This window comes from Streptomyces malaysiensis subsp. samsunensis, assembly GCF_024519315.1.
GTDB classification, from domain to species: Bacteria; Actinomycetota; Actinomycetes; order Streptomycetales; family Streptomycetaceae; genus Streptomyces; species Streptomyces malaysiensis.
In genome coordinates, this window is sequence record NZ_JANIIC010000072.1 from 26,201 (window position 1) to 46,411 (window position 20,211).

The following is a 20,211-nucleotide window of genomic DNA, read 5'->3' on the forward strand; positions in this document are numbered from 1 at the left end:
GGGCAGGTCCGTTGGGCTGGAACGTTACGGCCGGGCTGGATGAGGAGCAACTGTCCGCTGCTGATCTCGCGCACCTGACCCGAGCGATCAAGCGGAAGCTGAAGAGGATCCAGTACCGGCCGCACTTGATCGTCGGCTGTCTGCCGACCACCGGTCCGGATCTCGACGGGCTGATCGACGAACCGGACATCGCCGATTCAACCTGAGTAGTCCTTGACGACGATCGGTCGGCCAAGGCCTTCTACAAGCGGCGCCGCCTGCGTAAGCACAAGACTTTCGGCTACCTCACCCGGCCGAGACTCGACCTCCTCGATCAGCAACGCGGCCAGGTACGGAAACAGCTCCAGGAGCACATCATGAGAGCGCTCGATGCATGGTCGCGAACACTCGGCACAAGCTGCTCGGCCGCCCGGATCACAAGATCGTCGACAGAACCTGGATCTTCACGTTGATGGCGTCCACGAAGACGACCGGGTAGACGCCCTGATTTCCATCGGTGGTTGCGAACGCCCAGGAAGGGGATCGTTCGCATGCCTCGTGGAGGAGCCAACCGCAAGCCGACGGCAGCCAAACAGCGGTACTTCGAGCTGCTGCGCCAGGGACTGAAGGGGCTGCGGCCGCCCGCCAAGTGGGCGTATCCACCAGCTGCGGATCGAAGTGGTTCATCGAAGCTGGAAGGATGATCACCCCAGACGCCCCGGTATCACCGCGATTCCTCACGCAGGACGACCGCATCGCGATCGCCGACGGCGTGCGTGCCGGAAAGCCTCCTGCCACGATCGCCGCCGCAATCGGGAAGAGCACGTCCACCGTCTACCGGGAGATCTCCCGGGACAGGAAGGACGACGGCAGCTACGAACCCTGGCGGGCGCACAACCAGGCACTGCTGCGCAGACAGCGCTCCAAGAGCGAGAAGCTCCGGGAACACGCTCCCCTGCGTTTTGCGGTCCGCGAGAAGCTCGACGAGAAGTGGTCACCGCAGCAGGTCTCCCGCTATCTCACACGGCAGTACCCCGACGATCCGTTGATGCGCGCCTGTCCGGAGACGCGATCTACCGCGGGTTGTTCGCCGGGCTCCTCGGGCGGCGTCAGGGCCGGCTGCGGACCGGGCGCACGCGACGCAAGAAGCAGCGCCGGGGCGTGCCGTCACCCAACAAGATCAAGAACATGACATTGATCCACGACCGGCCCCTCGTCGTCAACGAACCTACCAGGCCGGGAGATTGGGAAGGCGATCTCATCATCGGCCGCGGTCAGCGATCGGCGATCGGGACGCTGGTCGACCGGGCCACCCGCTTCGTGCGCCTGATCCACCTGCCGGACGGATGGAAAGCCCACCAGATACGCGACGCGCTGACCGGGCAGACCGGCAGACCTGCCCCTTGAGACACGCAGGACCCTCACCTGGGATCAGGGACGCGAGCTCGTGCTGCATGAGGAGATAGAACAGCTGACAGGCTTCCGGATCTACTTCTGCGACCCGCACTCGCCCTGGCAACGCCGGACCAACGAGAACATCAACGGCCTGCTGCGGCAATACTTCCCCAAGGGCTCCGACCTCTCCCGCCACGGCGTGCGCAACCTGAGGGACGTCACCCGCCAACTCAACGACAGACCCCGAATGGTTCTCGGTGACCGCACCCCGACCGAGGCCATGCAAGACTGGGGCATAGCACTGCAATCCGGTTAAATCGCAACCATCACTGGAAACCACCCGCGATCCAGCGGACGGGACTGCCCTTCGGCCGTGTCATCCATCACCTCGTCCGTCAGGGTGGTGATGGTCTGCTTAGCTTCGATCTTGCATGCCGGTCCGCCGACGGAGTCGGTGAACCGTTTCGCTCTTTGTGGTTGAGGGGGGCATGCCGGCGGCCCGAGTGTCGCGTCGGGTGGGCGCCGGGTTCCACTGCTCCGGGCTGGGTCCCTTACCTGACCGCCTATCGGACAGCCCGCCTCGTCAATGCGCGAGGTTAGACACGTCTGCCCCGCCTCGGCGAGATGAGTCGATATCTCCCCATGGGCCAGGCCTCTCGCGGACAGCGACAGCACCATCTCGTCGACTTCGGCAAGCTGCTGCTGCCGCTTCTTGACGATCTGCGGCTCGAAGCTGTCGGCAGTGTCGCGAGGCACCTTCACCTCCACCGGGACGACGTCGGTCAGCTCGGTCTCGGCACGGGTGCCGTTGCGGCTATTGCCGTTGTTCTCCCCCGCCGGATCATGCTTCTCATCGCTGAGGTGATCGGTGATCTCGCCCTCCAGGGCGGACTCCAAGACCCGCTTGGCCAGCTGCTGCAACAGTCCTCCCTGTCCGGTCAGCTGCAGCCCTTCCGAGCGGGCCCGCTCCACCAGCATCGCGACCAGCTACTCATCGGACACGGGAGCAGGCTGCCCGGGGAGACAATCTCGACAGGCTCCACGGTCTCCAACTCCACGGCGGTATCAGTCACTTGACGTCTCACCCATGATCGTTAGATCCGCGGTTAGATTTACACGTCGGCTCTCCGCTACGAGGGGAATCACAAGGCTTGTTCGGTCCAGATGGTCTTGCCGTCTGCGGTGTACCGGGCGCCCCAGCGTTCGGTCATCGCGGCGACGAGCTGAAGGCCGCGGCCGGACTCGTCGAGCAGGGCGGGGTGGCGGATGTGAGGAACGGCTTCGGAGCCGTCCGAGACTTCGCAGGTGAGAACGTCACTGAGCACTAGTCTCAGGTTTAGCTGCCCATTGGCCCCGATACTGCGGGCGTGTCGGATACAGTTGCCGATCAGCTCGGAGACGACGAGTTCCGTGGTTGAAATCATTTCGTCGTGTCCCCAGGAGGCGAGCTGAGCTCGGATGTGGTCGCGGCCCTGTCCGGCCGATTCGGGGGCGAATGGCAGGTGCCATGCGGCGACGGCTTGTTCCGAGAGGCGCCGGTTGCGGATGGCAAGCACTGCGGCGTTGTCCTTTTCGTCCTGCTCTGGCTCGCCGCTGAAAGCAAGGTATTCAAACAGGCCCTCGCATACACCGCCTAGCCAGGTCGCTTCTTCCTGGGCGTGGTCGGCTGGGGAACTGTCTGGATCCCGGACTGGGGGGGAGGTGGTCGCGGTGGCGCGGGCGAGAGCGTCGGCGAGCCGGGGGAGATCGGGTTCGGGGCCGATGAGTCCGCCGGTGTAGAGCAGCAGAAGACTGCCGTCGGGTAGGCGGAACTCGACGTTCTTGTAGGGGACGGGTTGCCCTCCCCCCAGCGGCGGGCCGGTGGGGACCTCGGCGAAGTGCACGTCGCTGGCGGCGGGGTGGAGGATCGCCGGCGGCGGGTGGCCGGCGCTGGCCAGCAGCAGCGTTCCGGTGGTCGGGTCGTAGACGGCGTACAGGCAGGTGACACGTAGTTCGCAGCCGTCGATGCCGTCGATGTCGGTCAGGATGTGGGAGACGACATCGGCTAGGTGTACGAGCATCTCGTCGGGTGGGGGTTCCAGTCTGCTGAGAGTGGTCACGGCGGTTCGCAAGCGTCCCGTGACGACAGCGCGGTCCAGGCCGCGGCTTTGGACGTGACCGATGACCAGCGCGACCCGGCCTGCGGACAGGCGGATGGCGTCGTACCAGTCGCCTCCAACGTGTTCACTCCTGTAGCGGAAGCGGGCGGCAGCGGCTATCGCTGGCAGAGCGGGCAGGACGCTAGGGAGCGAGGCACGCTGGCGGGCTGCGGCAACTTCTCGCCCGGTCAGGACTTGTGCCTCCGCGGTGGCGTCCCGCCATGCGTTCGGTCGGCTCTGCTCACCACAGGCGTAGCGTGCTGCTTCGCCAAGGCTGAGCCGGGCGCCCTGCTGCAATGCGGCATGGAATGCTTCGTCGCCGAGCATGCGGCGGGCCTGTTCTTTCGCCTGAACATGCCATCGCTCGTAGGCGCCGAACGCTCCGAGAAATTTCCCCATGGGTCGCCACAGTTGCTCACTTGCACCGAACAGTCGTGCAGCACGCTGGCCATCCCCGTCAGTCACCGCGATCCACGCGAGAACCTCGAACGCATATCTAAATCCCAGAAAGTCATGGACATCTTGCTTGGCGCGGACAACGTCACGTACCTGTGTTTCAGCCAGCCGGGTGTGGCCACGCAGCCATTCAACGAGGCCCAAGAATATCAGTGCGGATGACCATAGCGCGCGATCGCCGAGGGCTTCACATCTCTTCGCGCAGTCATTCTGCAGTGCGTCGGCGCGTTCGACGTCTCCGCTCACAAGGCATGCCCAGGCCAGCGTGTGCTGCGCGGCAAGAGCATGGCAGGCGTTCGGCTCGTTCAAGTCCTGTTCGAGGGCAACACCTTCTTCGAGCAGAACCAGCGCGCGCGGGGAATGATCGCGATACGCCTCCGCCGCACCAGACAAGTACGTGGCATGGGCGGCGGCGGATTGATCGCCTATTTCGCGGGCGATGCTGCGGCTCTCTTCCAGGAGCGTAAGGGCCCTTGATATCTCGCCCTGATGCATAACAAGGCTGCCGGCGACCCACAGCGCTCTGGCCCGCTCCCGACTCGGGTGGCTGTCCATGGCCAAACCCTGATTCAGCCAGTGCCAGCCCTCCTGGAGCGCGCCCCGGGTCAGCCAGTAATACCACAGCGTTCCGGCGATCTTCAGGCCTGACCGTGCTTCGCCCGGTTCATGGAAGCAAAACTCCATCGCCTTCCTTTGGTTGGCGTGCTCAGTCTCCATCCGTCGGAGCCAGGCTGCCTCATCAGGGCCAAAGAACTGCGCGTCGAACCGTTCAGCCAGATTTAGATAGTAATCCCGGTGCCGCCGATTCTGCATCTGATCATCTCGGCGTTCGAGCAATTTTTCGTGGCCGTACTGACGCACGGCTTCCAATATCCGGTATCTGCCGCCTGAATTGTCGTTCTCCCTGGTTAGAATGGATTTGCCGACCAGTCCTATCAAGGCCTTTAGCAGGGCGTCGCGGGGCAACTTGTCGTCTCCGCAGATTTTTTCGGCCGCTGAGAGATCGAAGCTACCAGCGAATATCGCCAGACGTGCCCACAGTATCTGCTCAGGCTTCGAACAGAGCTGATAACTCCAGTCCATGGCCGCGCGCAGTGTCTGATGCCTGAGCTTCGAACCGCGGTGGTCCTCTGTCATCAGAAGGTGTTGATCGTCCAAGCGCCGCAGGATCTGCTCCGTCGTCAGCGCCCGCATCAGGCCCGCCGCCAACTCGACCGCCAACGGAAGTCCGTCCAATCGCCGGCAAAGCTCAATGACCGTCTGCTGGTTCTGCTCGGTGACGGAAAAACCAGGTGCGATTGCTGAAGCCCGATCTGCGAACAGCATGACAGCCTCGTACTGCGAGGGAGAGCCTATCCTGCTCGGGTTTCTTGCAGCCGGGGTAGACAGTGGCGGCACCTCAAAGGTGTACTCGCCAGCAATTCCCAGCGCCTCCCGGCTCGTCGCCAGTACCCGCAGCCGTCGGGCCTCGCGCAGAAGCTTGTTCACCAGCGTGGCACAGGGAGAGATCAAATGCTCACAGTTATCCAAAACAAGCAGCATTTGCCGATCTCGCAAGTAATCGGTCAGTTCCTCCATTGTCCCTACGGCTGGGTTGTGAAGCCCCGCTGCATGTATGATGGTCAAAACCAGCAGGTCAGGGTCAGTGAGCTCAGCCAATTCGACGAGCCAGGCGCCATCAGCATAAGCGCTGCTTAGTCGCTCGGCCACATGCAGTGCCAGACGGGTTTTCCCCACCCCTGGTGGGCCTGTGAGTGTCACCAGTCGTGAACACGACAGCAGCTGAAGGACTTCAGCGGACTCGCGCCGACGGCCTATGAAGGTCGTCCATTCATCCGGAATGTTCCCGGTCTGCCGCCTCTTCGTCTCACCAGCCATCGCCGACCTCTAGCGCCTTCTGCGCGCGCCCTACACGCTAGAACGCTATTCTACTCCGGAATGCGCCATAGGCTGCTCAGGTTGAATCGGCGGTGTCCGGGCGGTCGTACCGCAGGGATCACCACTCGTCACGACCGCCCGGACACCGCCGATTCAACCTGAGCAACATCTCTGTAGATAGCCACTCAACATGCTGACGAACGGGCAGTGTTGTGCCATTGATGATGTCGAATGGGAAGAGTTCACAGGAAGGTAATTGATCTTCTGGGTGCTGGGCGGCACCGTGATCATGTCCTGAACATGATCACGGCCCTCCCGCTCGTTTGGCGGCGTCCGGGAGGGCCGTGCGAGCGCCACAGGAGGGCGCTTTGGTCACGGTAGAGACGACAACCGCGGTTGTCGAACAGCGCCTGGTCGAGGGCGAGTTGTCGTGTCCGGGCTGCGGCGGGGTGCTGGCCCGCTGGGGCTGGGGCCGCGCGAGGCGGCTGCGGGGGCGGGCCGGGCTGGTGGAGGTGCGTCCGCGGCGGGCGAGGTGTCGCTCCTGCGAGGCGACGCACATCTTGCTGCCGGTGTTGTCGCTGGTCAGACGCGCGGACGTGGTGGAGGTCGTCGGGGCTGGGCTGGAACTCGCCGCGGCTGGCTGGGGCTGCCGGCGGATCGCCGAGCGGCTGGGCAGGCCGGTGACGACGGTGCGGGGCTGGCTGCGGTGCTGGTCGAAGCGGGTCGGGCGGGCGGCGGCGGTGTTCACCGCGTGGCTGGTCGCGCTGGCGGACGACCCGGCCGCGGTGCTGCCCGCGCCGGCGGGTTCGCCTTTCCGGGACGCGGTCTGCGCAGTGGCCGGGTTCGCGTTCGCCGCCCGGGCCAGGCTCGGGATGTTGAAGGTGCCTACCTGGTTGCTGGTGTCGGCGGCCTGCCACGGACGGCTGCTGGCGCCGGGCCGGCCGTCGGCCTGACCAGCGAAACGATCAACACGAGCTGGCCCTGACGAAGATCGGCGGGGCGGCTCATCCTGGCGGCTGGCATGTCCACAGCCGTTTCGGGAGGCCGTCAGATGGCGTTGGTCGATGAGGAGGAGCGACGGCGGGCCGAACGGGCCCACCAGGTCGCCTTGTTCCGTTACCAGTTGATCCGTGAGGCGGCTGACGCTGCCCTCAGTCCGCGCCAGCGCGGGGCGATGGTCCGCGCGATCGCCGCCCGGGTGCACACCGATCCGTTCGGGAAGCCGGTCAGGATCACGCGCGGGACGGTGGACCGCTGGCTCAAACTCTGGCGCGAGGGCGGCTTCGATGCGCTGCTGCCGCCGACCAGGCAGGTCACTCCGCGCACGCCGGAGGAGGTGCTGGACCTGGCAGCGGCCTTGAAGCGGGAGAATCCGAGCAGGTCGACTGCGCAGGTGGTGCGGATCCTGCAGCAGCATCTGGGCTGGGGCCCGTCCTACCGCACCGTCCACCGGCACCTTCAGCGGCTGGAGCTGCTGACCCGTCCCGACGGGCAGGCGCCGGAGGCGTTCGGCCGGTTCGAGGCCGCGCGACCGAACGAACTCTGGGTCGGGGATGCCCTCCACGGGCCGAAGATCGCAGGTCACAAGGCTTATCTCTTCGCGTTCGTCGACGATCACAGCCGGGCGGTGGTCGGGCACCGCTGGGGCGGGGCCGAGGACAGCGTCCGCCTGGCGGCGGCGCTTCGGCCGGCACTGGCCGCCCGCGGCGTCCCCGAGGGCGTCTATGTCGACAATGGCTCCGCGTTCGTGGACTCCGCCCTGCTCGGAGCATGCGCGAGGCTGGGGATCAAGCTGATCCACTCGACGTCGGGGCGCCCGCAGGGCAGGGGCAAAATCGAACGTTTTTTCCGCACTGTCCGGGAACAGTTCCTGGTCGAGGTCGACACGGAGAAGGTCACCGACCTGGCCATGCTGAACAGGCCTTTCACGGCCTGGGTCGAACAGGTATACCACCGGCGGGCGCACTCCGAGACCGGCCAGCAGCCGCTGGAGCGGTGGATGGCAGGCGCCCCGTTCCCGGTCCCCACACCGGACGCGCTGCGGGAGGCTTTCCGCTGGTCAGAGCTGCGGAAGGTCGCCAGGACCGCCACGGTCTCGCTCCAGTCCAACACCTACAACGTCGAGGCGTCGCTGGTCGGGCGGCAGGTCGAGCTGATCTTCGACCCCTTCGACCTGACCGACATCGACGTCCGCTTCGGCGGCCGCTCGTTCGGCAGGGCGATCCCGCACCAGATCACCCGGCACGCGCACCCCAAGGCCAAGCCCGAGACCCCGGCCGCGGCCCCGCCGGCGCCGACCGGGATCGACTACCTGCGCCTGATCGACACCGAGCGCACGAAGGAGCTCGGGCAGCGGATCAACTACGAGGTGTTCCTGCCCGGCCAGGATCAGCCGACCCTGGCCGTCGACCTGCGCGGCGAGGACTCGTGACCAGCGACAACCCGGTCCAGGACCGGCTCGACGAGCTCGACGGCCGGGAGACGTCGGCCCGCCTGCTGTGGAGCGGACGCTGCGGCTGGCCGGCCGCAGGCTCGACCACGAGCGGCCCACCGGGTCGGCCTTGCGTCTCGCGGTCCGCGTCCACCGGCGGGCCGAACACGCCGCGGCCGAACTGGACGACACCATCGCCTACTTGGAGCGGGAGAACGGACGTTGATAGACAAACTGACGGCGCACTGGGCTTCACACGGATGCCGTTCGGCAAGGACCTGGCGCCCTCGATGCTGCACCGGCACTCCTCCCACGCCCAGGCCGTCGCCCGGATCACCTGGTGCATCGGCGAACGCGCGCTGGGGGTGATCACCGGGGAGGTCGGCGCGGGCAAGACCGTCGCCGTCCGCGCGTCGCTGTCCCAGCTGGACCACCCCCGCCACAAGGTCATCTACATGGCGAACCCCGCGGTCGGCGTCGCCGGAATCCACCACGCGATCGTCACCTCACTCGGCGGCGTCCCCCGCCCGCACAAGTCCACGCTGATCCCGCAGGCCACCGACCTGCTGGCCACCGAGAACAACGAACGCGGCCGCGTCCCCATCCTGATCATCGAGGAGGCCCACCTCCTCGACCACGAGCAGCTGGAGGCGATCCGGATGCTGACCAACGACGAGATGGATTCCAGCAGCCCCCTGGCCTGCCTGCTGATCGGCCAGCCGACCCTGCGGCACAAGATCAAGCTCGGTGTCCTGGCCGCCCTCGAACAGCGCATCCAGGTCCGCTACAACATGCCGTCCATGACCGGCGAGGAGACGGCCTCCTACCTGGTTCACCACCTCGCGCTCGCCGGCCGCAGCGACACCCTCTTCACCGACGACGCGATCACGCTGATCCACGACCCGCGGCTATCCCCGCGCCGTCAACAACCTCGCCGTCCAGGCCCTGCTGTCCGCCTACGCCGAAGGAGAAGCCCATCGTCGACGAGACCAGCGCACGCGCCGCCGTCGCCGAAGTTACCGCCGAATGACGACCGCGCCCACCCTGGGCACCATCAACATCCCAGTGACCCGATGAAGATCAAACAGCCCGCTGGAACCCCACCAGCGGGCTCTCTTCATCCCCGAACATCACCATCGGGAGTGGCAAACCCGTCACGATTTTGAATGGCACCCAACAGTCACTGTTCGCCATGCGCGAGGCCGGCGGCTGGGCGCTGTCGGCGACGCCGGCGCGGCTGATGAGGCGATTGTGCGAGCCCACCGGCTGTATGCCGAAGGGCCGCGTGACGCCGACCCGGCATGGCTGGAGTTCTTCACCCCCGGCGGGCTCGCCGGACTGGAGGCCCTCGCCCGCGCCGACCTCAACCAGTACGAACGGGCCGCAGCAGGAGCCGAGCAGGCCGTACTCCTCCACGGCTGCCAATTCACCCGCAACCGCGCCCTGTACACCGCCGACATCGCCATTCACCATGCGGTCAGGGACCGGCCGGATCCGGAAGCCGCCGCCGAGGCCGCCGGGCGTGCCCTGGCCTACCTTCCCGAGGTGCGCTCCGACCGACTGCTCCAGCAGCTGCACAACATGGCCAGCGCGCTCCAGCGGCACGCCGCGGTCCCTGCGGTGGCCGACTGGCTGGAGGCGTACCGCGCCACCGCCGACGTCGTCATCTGAGGAGGAGACGGTGACCACCCCCAGCACCCGCGCCGACGTGGTGATCCGCACCTACGGGCCCGGCCAGATCCCGCCGCTGCTGTCCCTGCTCGCCGACATCTGGGCCGACGCCCACCCCGAGCTGGTCGACAACCCCGGCGCCGAGGCGATGGGCCTATCCGTACCCGCTCTGCACCGCCAGATCACCGGACACCTCAAGCACCACCAGGGCCTCGTGCTGGTCGTCGCCTACGAGCGAGGCACGGCCGTGGGCTTCGGCTACGGCTTCCCGTGCAGCGCCGACTACTGGTTCGGCCCCGGCCTGGTCGACCACGTCCCCGAAGGCGCCCGCACCGAGCGCCTGATGGGCCTGTGCGAACTGGCGGTCCGCCCACCGTGGCAGGCCCGCGGCATCGGCACCCGACTCCACGCCGCCCTGATCACAGCCATCAATCCCCGCTGGTCCTCCCTCCTCGCTCTCCCCTCCAACCAACGCGGCCAGGACCTGTACACCCGACTCGGCTACCAACACGCGGGCACCTACCGGAACACCACCGACGGCCCCGACTTCGACCTGCTACTGCTCCGCGTCGCCGCTGATCAGCAGTAACCGGACCAGCTCCCCTCCCTTGATCCGGCCGCTTTGACGACGTCCTGGAGGCGACGGAATGACGCGTTACACAATCGTCCCGAACGAAGGGCTCGATTCCGTCCGATTCGGCGAGTCCCGGACCGGCCTACGCGAGAGGATCGGCTCCTTCAGGTCATTTCGTCGGGGTGACGCAGAGAGCCTGGGGGCCGCAGCCTCAGGTTCTAAACGTCAGCCAGCGTAAAGGCCCTGCTCTCAAGCTCCCAGGTCAGGAGACGCTGTCAGGGTCGATGCCCTGCGCACGAGCGAGGGCGACCAGAAGACGCTCCATCGTGCCGATGGCATCTCCCATCGTGCCAACGGCACGCTCGATCCCGTCCAGACGCTGAGTGATCGACCGGTCTCCCGGCGCTCCGACGGCGTCGGCGAGGGAATCGATGTTCCCGAACGCCGTATGCTGCTGCTCACCGATCGTCGCCAGCTGCTCGCTGTGCTCCGCAAGCGTCCGCCCGGTGCGGAACGCCTCCGCCTCCAGGTCCCGCAGCCGCTCGTCGTACGTCGCCGCCTCATTCGCCATGCCCACCATTGTCTCAGGCGCTGCGCCTTGGATCAGCCGCTTCCCGCACAGCTTGTGCGCACCGGTGCTCACGCCCTTCGGCGTGCGCGCTTCAGCCACCGCCGCAGCGCGCCCCGCCGTCCGTCTTCACCCGGGCCGGGCGGCGGGAAGGGCGGCAGCGGTGGCCCCTGCCAGGGCTGGGCCGGGGCGGTGTCTGCGGGAACGGCCGGCGGCTGCTCGGGCCTGGGCGGAACGCCTGCCGCTGGCTGACCGGCGGGGGCCGGGTCCGCGTCGGGCGGGGCGGCTGGGGCATTCGTTGTGGCCGGCTCGTTCATGGCAGGGACCGAGGAGGTGGCGAGCTCGAGCCGGACTGCCTCGGACTCCCTGACCCGAGCGATGGCGTGACGCAGCAGCGGGGCAAGCAGCCCGTGCTCGCCGACGAAGTCCAGGAATTCGGCAGCGGGCACGATGCGCACCTGGCACGTCTCGGCGGCGATGACCGTCGCGGTGCGCGGCTGGTCATCCAGCACGGCCAGCTCGCCGGCCGCCCGTTGCTCGCGGACCAGTTCGGCGGTGCCGAAGTGGACGCTGGCGGGGGTGTGGTAACTGCTGTCACCTCTCCCCGCATCTCGGGGGAACCTCAACGGCACAGGAGTTCACCGCCTCGGAGCTGGGGCAGCGCTATCCGGCGGTCGTGCGGACCTGGCAGGCCGCCTGGAGCGAGTTCACCCCCTACCTGGCGTTCCCACCGGAGATAAGGAAGGTCGTCTACTCGACGAACCTGATCGAGTCGATCAACGCCCGGCTGCCGAAGACCACCCGCAACCGCGGCCATTTCCCCTCCGAGCAGGCCGCGCTGAAGGTGCTCTACCTCGCAGTGCGCGAGCTGATCACCCCCAAGGCCAGCGATATCAACCACGTCGCGACACACTGGAAAAAGGCGCTGAACCAGTTCTCGCTGTTCTTCGAGGACCGGCTCAACACCACATAGGCCCCCAAGGACTTACACAAAGACACTGACACGTTCGCGTCAACCAGCCACCGGTGTGGTCAGGCTGCATGGCCGATGGTGATGTGGAGGGGCTGGCCCAGGGCGGTGGCTACGCGTAGCAGGGTGCGAGTGGAGGGGAGGGTGAGGCTGGTTTCCAGGCGGGCGATGGCGGGCTGGGTCATACCGGCGCGACGGGCGAGTTCGGTCTGGGACCAGCCAAGCTCGGTGCGGCATTGGTGGACGGTGCGGCCGATTTCGATGGCCAGCCCGGTTTCGTCATAGATCTGCTGGGCCTGAGAGGTGAGACCGGTCTCTTCATCGGCCAGTTCCTTGGCGCGGCGGGTCTTCCATGCGGAGTGGTTCATAGCTCTTCCTCCTTCACGTGTTGGTCGTAGATCTCGTGGTTCTCGGCGGGACGGTGCTTGGTCTCGCACTGTTGCTGGGCGACGTGGGCGCGGTCGACCTCGGCGGTTTCGCGCATGCGGGTCTTGTGGAGGACGGTCAGCATCACGATGCGCCGGGCGGGGGCGAGCCAGTAGGTGATGCGCTGTTCGCGGCGGTGCAGGGAGAATCGCAGTTCGCGTAGCTTGCCGCCCAGGTGGCGGGTCTGGGGTTCGCCGAGTGTCTCGTCACGGTCGGCGAGGAGGTCGGCCAGCTTCATCACGCGCAGGTAGTCGGCGGGCGGGAGCAAGTCCAGCCACTGCTGGACTTCTGCTTCAATGTCATACCGCTCGCCCATACCAAAAATCATATACCGATGCCGTGAGTAAATCCACCGGCCGACTCGACATCGGTCTCTGCGGGAATGGAATGGGCAAGCAGCGTGAGTGCCGGGCGCCGATAACGGTCGTGCGTCGGCCCTGCCGCGCGCTCAGCTATTGGAACTGCTGCCGACGGCGGATCGCGTCCCGTCGGCATTCCCTCGCGGATGGAGGCATACCGCTTCGTGCTGGGCCGCGCTGGCGACTACAGTGCGATACGACTCGTCGCGGAGAGTTGCCGCACGGCTGGGGGGCAAGGGGTCGCAGGTTCAAATCCTGTCGTCCCGACCAGCGTTTTCGCAGGTCGGAGGCCGTTTCCGCGGGTAGCGGGAGCGGCCTTAACTGTTTCCGGGCTGGGAGCAATGGGGAGCCCTCGTGCTCCCAACTCGCAGACGCGTCAACGCCGCCCGGTTTGTCCGTTACCCGATCCGGTAGACGTGCGGTGCCGTACCGCACCCCTGTGTGCCGTCGTCAACCGTAGGCCCCTGGGGTCACCCGGTCGATTCGGATGCTCTCTGCATCGAGAGGCATAAGGACCCTTGTCGGCTCTCGACCTCCTTTCAGGGTGGGAGCACGGAGTCGCGCTCCCCATGCGACAGGGATGGGGGGCTGTCGGTGATGTCGCTGAGTCGGTTTTCGCAGGCAGGTCGCACGCGGGCGTCCTGGTCGTTGCGAGCGACCTGCGTCAAGGCGAGGCAAAGCCCCTTGGCGTCCGCCGGCAGATAGGTCACGAAAGGCGGAGATCTCCCGTATCGAGAACGAAAAGAACACGGGAGCCTTCGTTCCACCCCATCTGCTTACGGTCAATCAGTGGATTGATCAGTGGTTGGAAAAGAAGGCGGAAGATCTGGAAGAGGCCACCATCTACAACTACCGAGCCACTCTGGACAGGGTTCGGGGAAAGCTCGGAAACATCAAGCTCCAAGAGCTGACCGGGGAAGACGTAGAAGCGTGGATGCTCTGGGCTCTCCGGTGTGGTCGTGTTCGCGGGCCCGAGGCCGGTCAGGGTCTCGGAGTAACGAGCGTGGACATGAGCCTTGCGCGGCTCAAAGACGTTCTGAATCGAGTCAAGAGTAAGCGACTCGTGAACGTGAACGTTGCATCGGAACTCGGCATTCCCCGTAAGGCTCGAAAGGCTGAGCGGAAGGTTAAGGCTGAAATCATTCCGTGGAACGTCTCGGAAGTCCATACGTTCGTACAGGGAATGAGCGGAGATAGGCTCTACGCTCCGCTGCTTCTTTCCCTCATGGGACTCCGTCCGGCGGAAGTGGTCGGACTCCGTTGGTCGGATATCGACCTGACCAACGACACCCTCACCGTGGCCAATACGCGCACGATGATGGGCAACAAGACAGTGATCGAGAAGGACACCAAGTCCATGGCGGGGGAACGCGTTCTCCCTCTACCCATCCCGGTAAAGGATGCCTTGAAGAAGTTCAAGGCTCTCCAGGCGGCTGAGAAAATGACCCTGGGAACGGGCTACGTGGACTCCGGCTACATGTGCGTGAATGCCGTCGGACAAGTCCACACCACAGGCAACTCTGCACCCGTGCGTACAAGCTCATGGAGGAGTCCGCGCTACGTCGTGTGCGCCTCTACGACGCCCGTGCGTCGTGCTTCACCTACCTGGCCAATAATGGCGTGCCGGATCACCTCCTGGCACGATGGGCGGGGCACACCAACGTCAAGACAACCAAGTGTTGGTACGTGAAGCCGGACGTTGAGGATCTTCGTGGAGCGGCCACCACATGGGGCGGTCTCCACAGTGCTCAGGACGGGGGTGTGTGAGATGGCTGTGAGACGTGGGAGCGTGTGAGCGTGAGTGAAGAAGACAGGACCACCTTGAAATACCTGGTCAACGGGCCAGAAGACGCTCCGGTCCTGATCTTGGGTCCCTCCCTCGGTGCTACATGGCATATGTGGGATCGCCAGATACCCGAACTCTCCCACCACTGGCGCGTCCTCCGCTTCGACCTCCCCGGCCACGGCGGCGCGCCCGCCCATCCGGCCGCCTCCGTGGCCGAGCTCGCCACCCGGCTGCTGGCCACCCTGGACCAGCTCGGCGTGGAGCGCTTCGGCTACGCCGGCTGCTCGATCGGCGGGGCCATCGGCGCGGAACTCGCCCTGCGACATCCCCATAGAGTGGGCTCACTGGCCCTCGTCTCCGCCTCCCCGCGCTTCGGCAGCGCCGACTCCTTCCGGCAGCGTGGCGTCGTGGTCCGCACCAACGGCCTCGACCCGATCGCCCGCGCCACCCCGGAGCGCTGGTTCACCCCCGATTTCGCCGCCGCCCAGCCCGCCATCGTCGACTGGGCCGTCCAGATGGTCCGCACCACCGACCCCGGCTGCTACATCGCCGCGTGCGAGGCCCTCGCCGCCTTCGACGTCCGCGCCGAGCTCAGCCGGATCGGCGTCCCCACCCTCGTGGTGGCCGGTGCCGACGACCAGGTCACCCCGGCCGCCGACGCCCGCGTCCTGGTCGCCGGAATAGCGGACGCACGGCTCGCGCTGGTCCCCGGCGCCTCCCATCTCACCCCCGTCGAACAGCCGATGGCCGTCACCGATCTGCTGGTGCGCCACTTCTCCAGCTCCTGGCAGAGCGCGGACCACCCGACCGGGATGACCGCGATCCCCGCGCCGCCGCCCAAGCCCGTGATCTCGCCCGTACAGCCCGGCGCCGAGGTCGTCGAATACGGCCACCATGTGCCCGAGCCGCTGCTCGACACCCGCTCCGACGCGTACGACCAGGGCATCAAGGTGCGCCGCGAGGTGCTCGGCGACGCCCATGTGGACCGGGCGCAGTCCCTGGCCGACGAGTTCACCGGCGACTTCCAGGACTTCATCACCCGCTACGCGTGGGGCGAGGTGTGGACCCGGCCCGGTATCGACCGGCGGACCCGCAGCGTGGTCACCCTCACCGCCCTCGCCGCCCGCGGCCACCTCGACGAACTCGCCTTCCACACCCGGGCCGCGCTGCGCAACGGGCTGACCCCCACCGAGATCAAGGAAGTGCTGCTGCACACGGGGGTCTACTGCGGGGTGCCGACCGCCAACTCCGCCTTCGCCGTGGCCCAGCGGATCATCCGCGAGGAGACAAGCCCGGAGGGCTGAGCGCCCCGCCGGAAGTGCCGCATGTCGATACAGCCCCGCGTCCCTTCGGGGCGCTGCCGAACCATGGCGGACTTCCTCCGACCCGTTCAGTACGGCCACGGGGCCCCGGTAGCACAATGATCTCCATGAAGCTCACCAAGAAGGGCCATTCCTGCGTCCGGATCGAGAAGGACGAGCAGACGCTCGTCATCGACCCCGGGACCTTCAGCGAAGAGGACGCCGCGGTCGGCGCGGACGCGATCCTGGTCACCCACGAGCACTTCGACCACTTCAACGAGGAGCGGCTGCGCACGGCGCTCGACGACAACCCCGGCGCCCAGATCTGGACGCTCCACAGCGTCGCCCACCACATCTCAGCGGCGTTTCCCGGGCGGGTGCACACCATCGGGGAGGGCGACACCTTCAGCGCGGCGGGATTCGACATCGAGGTGCACGGCCAGCTGCACGCCATCATCCACCCCGACATCCCCCGGATCACCAATGTGGGCTATCTGCTGGACGGCACGCTCTTCCACCCCGGCGACGCGCTCACCGTGCCCGCCGGGCACCGGGTGGACACGCTGATGCTGCCGGTGCACGCCCCCTGGAACAAGTTCGCCGAGATCCTCGACTACGTCCGCGCGGTCGACCCGCGCCGGGCCATCGACATCCACGACGCCCTGCTGTCCGACCTCGCGCACACGGTCTACGGCCGGATGCTGGGCCCCGACGGCCCCGGCACGGGCGGCTCCGAGCACCTGCGGCTGACACCGGGCGAATCCCTCACCCTCTGAGGGGCGGCTCCCCGGCGGGGGCGGGCGTCCTACGAGGACTGTCCTACGAGGGCCGTTCCACGAGGGCCGTTCCACGAGGGCCGTTCCAAAGGGCCGTCCTACGAGGGCCGGGCGGGCTGTCGGAGGCGGGATGTAAGTTGTGCCCTATGCGCATCGCGACCTGGAACGTCAATTCGATCACCGCCCGGCTGCCCCGGCTGCTCGCCTGGCTGGAGAGCAGCGGCACGGACGTCCTGTGCGTCCAGGAGACCAAGTGCGCCGAGTCCGCCTTTCCGTACGAGCCGCTGCGCGAGCTCGGCTACGAGGCCGCGGTCAACGCCACCGGACGGTGGAACGGAGTGGCGCTGCTCTCCAAGGCGGGCCTCACCGACATCACCGTCGGCCTCCCCGGCGGCCCGGACTACGACGGCGGCCAGGAGCCGCGGGCGATAGGCGCCACCTGCGGCCCGGTCCGCCTCTGGTCGGTCTATGTGCCCAACGGCCGGGAGATCGGCCACCCCCACTACGACTACAAGCTGCGCTGGCTGGAGGCGCTGCGCACCACCGTCGCCCAGGACGCGGCCGGTGAGCGCCCCTTCGCCGTCCTCGGCGACTTCAATGTGGCGCCCACCGACGAGGACGTCTGGGACCGCGCCGCCTTCGACGGGCTGACCCATGTGACGGACCTGGAGCGCGAGGCCCTGGCCGCGCTGCGCGACTCGGGGCTCTCGGACGTGATGCCGCGGCCGCTGAAGTACGACCGCCCCTTCACCTACTGGGACTACCGGGAGCTGGGCTTCCCCAAGAACCGCGGAATGCGGATCGACCTGGTCTACGGCAACGAGCCGTTCGCCAAGTCCGTCGACGACGCGTATGTGGACCGCGAGGAGCGCAAGGGCAAGGGCGCCTCCGACCACGCCCCGGTCGTCGTCGACCTGGAGGTGTGACCCGCCTCGGCGGAGCGCCCTCGCCTCGCAGGGGGAGCCCCCGCGGCTCCCCCTTACCCCAACAGCTTCCGCAGGTCGATCGAGTCGGCCAGCGCCCGCAGCCCCGCGTCCCCCGGATGCAGATGGTCCCCGCTGTCGTAGGCGGGCAGGATGCGCGCCGGGTGTTCGGGGTCCCGGACCACCGCGTCGAAGTCCAGCACGGCGTCGAACGCCCCGCCGCTGTCGCGGATGAAGGCGTTGACGGCCGAGCGCCGCACATCCGCGTCCGCCGTGCACAGCGACTCGCCCTCGCACGGCGCGATCGTCGCCCCGACCACCCGCAGCCCGCGCTCACGCATCCGCGCCGCGACCGACCGCAGACCCGCGATCAGCTCCTCGGCCGAACTGCCCCACCGCAGATCGTTGATGCCCTGGAAGACGACGACCGTACGGGCCCCGGTCTGGGCGAGCACATCCCGCTCCAGCCGGTGCCGAGTGCTGACCCCGCCGGTGTCCGTGGAGACGCCCTCGCCCGGATAGCGGTCGGCGACCACGCGGTTGGCGGAGATGCCCGCGTTGAGCACCCCGTACGCCGGAACCTCGGACTGGCCGAGCAGCCGGCGCGAGAGCACATCGGGCCAGCGGCGGTTGGCGTCATTGGTGGACTTGGTGCCGTCGGTGATCGAGTCGCCGAGCGCCACCACCGAACCCGGCCCGCCCCGCACATCGATCCCGGTCAGGAACGGCCAGGTGGTGAGGGTGCCGGTGAAGGACTCGGCGCCCGCCTCACCGGTCCGGTCACCGCTGCCCGCCGCGCTCAGATACGACCGCTGGGTGGCCTGGCTGTGCACCGGCACCGCCTCGACCGGATCCGGCAGATGGATGCTCACCAGCAGATTGGCATCCGCCGGAACCGGGAAGTCCACCGGATCGCTGAACGCCTGCGCGCCCGCGGGGATCGCGGTCCCCGGCCGCCCGCCGAAGGTCAGCGGCACCGGTGCGCCCTGCGCCGACGCACCGCTCGCCTGGAGCGCGACCGTCGCCCGGCCGATCCGGACGGGCGACGCGGCGAAGGTGTTCTCCAGCCGGATCCGGGCCCCCGGCCCGCCCGCGCTGGTGTGCACCACCAGCCGCAGCGTCTGATCGGTCCACGGCCCGACCTTGGTGTATCCGGCGGTGCTCGCCGCCCAGCTCCCGGTCCAGCCGTCCGCGGGCCGTCGCAGCGCCGCGGCGAAGACATGGAGGTCGGCCGCCGGGCCCGGATCCCTCGGCAGCACCACCGACGCGACCTCCCGGCCGCGCTCCAGCGGTACCGTCACCGCGTACAGCCGGGCTGTCTCCTGCCGTTGCCCGGCGGCGGTGTTGAGATGGGGCAGGCCGACGGCCTTGGTGGCGGCGGGGCCGGCCCGCCAGTCCGGTGCGCTCAGCGTGTACGGACGGCTCGAACCGTCGCGGTAGCGCACCGCCCCGACACCGCTCGCCCCGGTGCCGGGCCCATTCGGCGAACTGCTCGCCACCAGGAAGGTCAGCGCCTCGCCGCGTCCGCGCAGCCGCACCGCCCGCCCGTCGGCGATCACGTTGTCGGGCCGTGCCCCCGCGCTCCTCGGCCAGGTCAGCCGTGCCGCGTCCAGGGCGATATCACGCCCCGGGGTCCAGCCGGCGGCGCCCAGATCCTGTGCGGAGAGCGAGGCGCCCGCGCCGTCGAAGTCCGCGTCACCCGGCCGGGTGTCATCGCTGACCGCCCTGTTGTCGAAAAGCCGCTCCAAAGGGAGCGGCTTGTGGGCCGGTACGCCGGCCGGTGCGGCGGGGGAGGGTGCCAGGAGTGCGAGGGTGACACCTCCCGCGATGGTCCCGGCCGCTGCCCACGGTCTCGCGACGCGCATAAGTGTCCCCTCTCGCAACCAACCTGACCGGTGATTCGACAGGCGCGGGAAGAACGTAGAAAGGCGGGTGGGTGTCGTCAAGACAAGCAACGGGTCACGGCTCGCGCCGCGCGCCCTGTGGTGCGCCGGTGGCCTGGATGCCACGCTGAGCGGTATGAACATCTCCTTCTTGGGCAACTGGCGCAAGCGACGTGGCCCCGCCTCGGGTACCGCCCTGATGGGCGCCCAGGAGGAGGACCCCCAGGGCGTCGCGCAACTGCTCTCCGAATGCGAACTGCTGCGTGCGCGGGCCGCGGACGCCGGCATCGGGCTCGATGACTCCACGGCCTCCCTGGAGGCGCTGGACCAGATGGCGCCGCGCTGGCGCGACGACCCGGACGAGCTGACCTGGCTCGGCAACGACGCCGGTCTCTACCTCGGCACGGTCATCGTCCGCACCGTCCCCGGCGCCGTCTGGCAGGTGTGGCCCAACGGCCGGCCGGTCGTCAGGCTGTCCTCGGGCCGGGAGGTCGACGTCGTGGAGGCGGGCCAGCAGTGGGCCGCCGACGGCGCCCCCGAACTCTCCCGGCGCTACGCGGAGGTCGCCGAGGCTTAGGAGGCGTCTGCCGGATCGCGGACGCCTGCGGCGGGCCGTCCCCCCCCCCCCCCCCCCCCCCCCCCAAACCGGGCCCCCCCCCCCCCCCCCCCCGCCCCCCCCCCCCGCGGGGGGGGGGCC

The 20,211-nt window shown here is 67.8% G+C and carries 20 protein-coding genes and 3 pseudogenes; 16 read left to right on the forward strand and 7 right to left on the reverse strand.

Annotation, left to right across the window (positions count from 1 at the left end; genetic code table 11):
• Window positions 1-11: 11 nt before the first annotated feature.
• From NQU54_RS40785 to NQU54_RS40805, 5 genes and pseudogenes are all read left to right on the forward strand, one after another.
• Window positions 12-206, forward strand: coding sequence for a hypothetical protein (locus NQU54_RS40785; RefSeq protein ID WP_257635394.1), 195 nt, complete (start codon window positions 12-14; stop codon window positions 204-206).
• A 324-nt stretch (window positions 207-530) separates the two neighbouring features.
• On the forward strand, window positions 531-683 hold the full coding sequence (locus NQU54_RS40790) for a hypothetical protein (RefSeq protein ID WP_257635395.1): 153 nt from the start codon (window positions 531-533) through the stop codon (window positions 681-683).
• Window positions 680-772: pseudogene (locus NQU54_RS40795) on the forward strand (hypothetical protein); the annotation flags it as partial. The gene NQU54_RS40790 and the pseudogene NQU54_RS40795, both read left to right, overlap by 4 nt.
• An 89-nt stretch (window positions 773-861) precedes the next feature.
• Window positions 862-1,386 (forward strand): IS30 family transposase, encoded by a 525-nt coding sequence (locus NQU54_RS40800; protein WP_257635412.1) that lies wholly within the window; start codon window positions 862-864, stop codon window positions 1,384-1,386.
• Window positions 1,387-1,426: 40 nt separating this feature from the next.
• Entirely contained in the window at window positions 1,427-1,690 is a 264-nt protein-coding gene (locus NQU54_RS40805) for an IS30 family transposase (RefSeq protein WP_257635396.1), read from the forward strand.
• 299 nt (window positions 1,691-1,989) lie between these two features.
• Here the strand turns inward: NQU54_RS40805 and NQU54_RS40810 are convergent.
• Together NQU54_RS40810 and NQU54_RS40815 are read right to left on the reverse strand one after the other, a co-directional pair.
• Window positions 1,990-2,402: pseudogene (locus tag NQU54_RS40810) on the reverse strand (transposase); the annotation flags it as partial.
• Between the two features lie 114 nt (window positions 2,403-2,516).
• Window positions 2,517-5,846 carry a SpoIIE family protein phosphatase gene (locus NQU54_RS40815; protein ID WP_257635397.1) on the reverse strand — a complete coding sequence of 1,110 codons (3,330 nt, stop codon included), beginning with the start codon at window positions 5,844-5,846 and terminating at the stop codon, window positions 2,517-2,519.
• A gap of 368 nt (window positions 5,847-6,214) precedes the next feature.
• Between NQU54_RS40815 and NQU54_RS40820 the strand changes: the two genes are divergently transcribed.
• The 5 genes from NQU54_RS40820 (at window position 6,215) to NQU54_RS40840 (ending at window position 10,537) form a co-directional block, all read left to right on the forward strand.
• Entirely contained in the window at window positions 6,215-6,799 is a 585-nt protein-coding gene (locus tag NQU54_RS40820) for a helix-turn-helix domain-containing protein (protein ID WP_257635398.1), read from the forward strand.
• A gap of 98 nt (window positions 6,800-6,897) precedes the next feature.
• Window positions 6,898-8,277, forward strand: coding sequence for a DDE-type integrase/transposase/recombinase (locus tag NQU54_RS40825; protein ID WP_257635399.1), 1,380 nt, complete (start codon window positions 6,898-6,900; stop codon window positions 8,275-8,277).
• The gene (locus tag NQU54_RS40830; RefSeq protein WP_257635400.1) at window positions 8,274-9,443 is read left to right on the forward strand and encodes an ExeA family protein; all 1,170 of its coding nucleotides are present in this window, start codon (window positions 8,274-8,276) and stop codon (window positions 9,441-9,443) included. The genes NQU54_RS40825 and NQU54_RS40830 overlap by 4 nt, the downstream gene beginning before the upstream one ends.
• Window positions 9,444-9,486: 43 nt before the next feature.
• Window positions 9,487-9,948, forward strand: a complete 462-nt coding sequence (locus tag NQU54_RS40835; protein WP_502362213.1) for an NsdA family TPR-like regulatory protein — start codon at window positions 9,487-9,489, stop codon at window positions 9,946-9,948.
• Window positions 9,949-9,958: 10 nt separating this feature from the next.
• A complete protein-coding gene (locus tag NQU54_RS40840) occupies window positions 9,959-10,537 on the forward strand; it encodes a GNAT family N-acetyltransferase (protein WP_257635402.1) in 579 nt (192 codons plus the stop codon).
• A gap of 247 nt (window positions 10,538-10,784) precedes the next feature.
• On the opposite strand, the gene NQU54_RS40845 is transcribed toward NQU54_RS40840, so the two are convergent.
• Window positions 10,785-11,093 (reverse strand): hypothetical protein, encoded by a 309-nt coding sequence (locus tag NQU54_RS40845; RefSeq protein WP_257635403.1) that lies wholly within the window; start codon window positions 11,091-11,093, stop codon window positions 10,785-10,787.
• A 68-nt stretch (window positions 11,094-11,161) separates the two neighbouring features.
• Window positions 11,162-11,716 (reverse strand): cyclic nucleotide-binding domain-containing protein, encoded by a 555-nt coding sequence (locus NQU54_RS40850; RefSeq protein ID WP_257635404.1) that lies wholly within the window; start codon window positions 11,714-11,716, stop codon window positions 11,162-11,164.
• 11 nt (window positions 11,717-11,727) lie between these two features.
• Between NQU54_RS40850 and NQU54_RS40855 the strand changes: the two are divergent.
• Window positions 11,728-12,063 (forward strand): annotated as a pseudogene (locus NQU54_RS40855) (transposase); the annotation flags it as partial.
• A gap of 59 nt (window positions 12,064-12,122) precedes the next feature.
• Here NQU54_RS40855 and NQU54_RS40860 read toward each other — a convergent pair.
• Window positions 12,123-12,428: a helix-turn-helix domain-containing protein gene (locus tag NQU54_RS40860; protein ID WP_059142520.1), complete on the reverse strand. Its 306-nt coding sequence runs from the start codon at window positions 12,426-12,428 to the stop codon at window positions 12,123-12,125.
• The gene (locus tag NQU54_RS40865) at window positions 12,425-12,802 is read right to left on the reverse strand and encodes a type II toxin-antitoxin system RelE/ParE family toxin (protein ID WP_257635405.1); all 378 of its coding nucleotides are present in this window, start codon (window positions 12,800-12,802) and stop codon (window positions 12,425-12,427) included. Before NQU54_RS40865 ends, NQU54_RS40860 begins: the two co-directional genes overlap by 4 nt.
• A gap of 848 nt (window positions 12,803-13,650) precedes the next feature.
• On the opposite strand from NQU54_RS40865, the gene NQU54_RS40870 reads away from it, so the two are divergent.
• From NQU54_RS40870 to NQU54_RS40885, 4 genes are all read left to right on the forward strand, one after another.
• Window positions 13,651-14,535: a tyrosine-type recombinase/integrase gene (locus NQU54_RS40870; protein WP_257635406.1), complete on the forward strand. Its 885-nt coding sequence runs from the start codon at window positions 13,651-13,653 to the stop codon at window positions 14,533-14,535.
• A gap of 107 nt (window positions 14,536-14,642) precedes the next feature.
• Window positions 14,643-15,935 carry a bifunctional 3-oxoadipate enol-lactonase/4-carboxymuconolactone decarboxylase PcaDC gene (gene pcaDC / locus NQU54_RS40875; protein WP_257635407.1) on the forward strand — a complete coding sequence of 431 codons (1,293 nt, stop codon included), beginning with the start codon at window positions 14,643-14,645 and terminating at the stop codon, window positions 15,933-15,935.
• A gap of 125 nt (window positions 15,936-16,060) precedes the next feature.
• Complete coding sequence (locus NQU54_RS40880; protein ID WP_257635408.1) at window positions 16,061-16,708, forward strand: MBL fold metallo-hydrolase; 648 nt, start codon at window positions 16,061-16,063, stop codon at window positions 16,706-16,708.
• A 146-nt stretch (window positions 16,709-16,854) separates the two neighbouring features.
• Entirely contained in the window at window positions 16,855-17,634 is a 780-nt protein-coding gene (locus NQU54_RS40885) for an exodeoxyribonuclease III (RefSeq protein ID WP_257635409.1), read from the forward strand.
• 53 nt (window positions 17,635-17,687) lie between these two features.
• Here NQU54_RS40885 and NQU54_RS40890 read toward each other — a convergent pair whose 3' ends face one another.
• Window positions 17,688-19,496, reverse strand: a complete 1,809-nt coding sequence (locus NQU54_RS40890; protein ID WP_257635410.1) for an SGNH/GDSL hydrolase family protein — start codon at window positions 19,494-19,496, stop codon at window positions 17,688-17,690.
• 154 nt (window positions 19,497-19,650) lie between these two features.
• Here NQU54_RS40890 and NQU54_RS40895 point away from each other — a divergent pair, with 154 nt between their 5' ends.
• Window positions 19,651-20,091, forward strand: coding sequence for a DUF6278 family protein (locus tag NQU54_RS40895; protein WP_069867214.1), 441 nt, complete (start codon window positions 19,651-19,653; stop codon window positions 20,089-20,091).
• Window positions 20,092-20,211 lie beyond the last annotated feature (120 nt).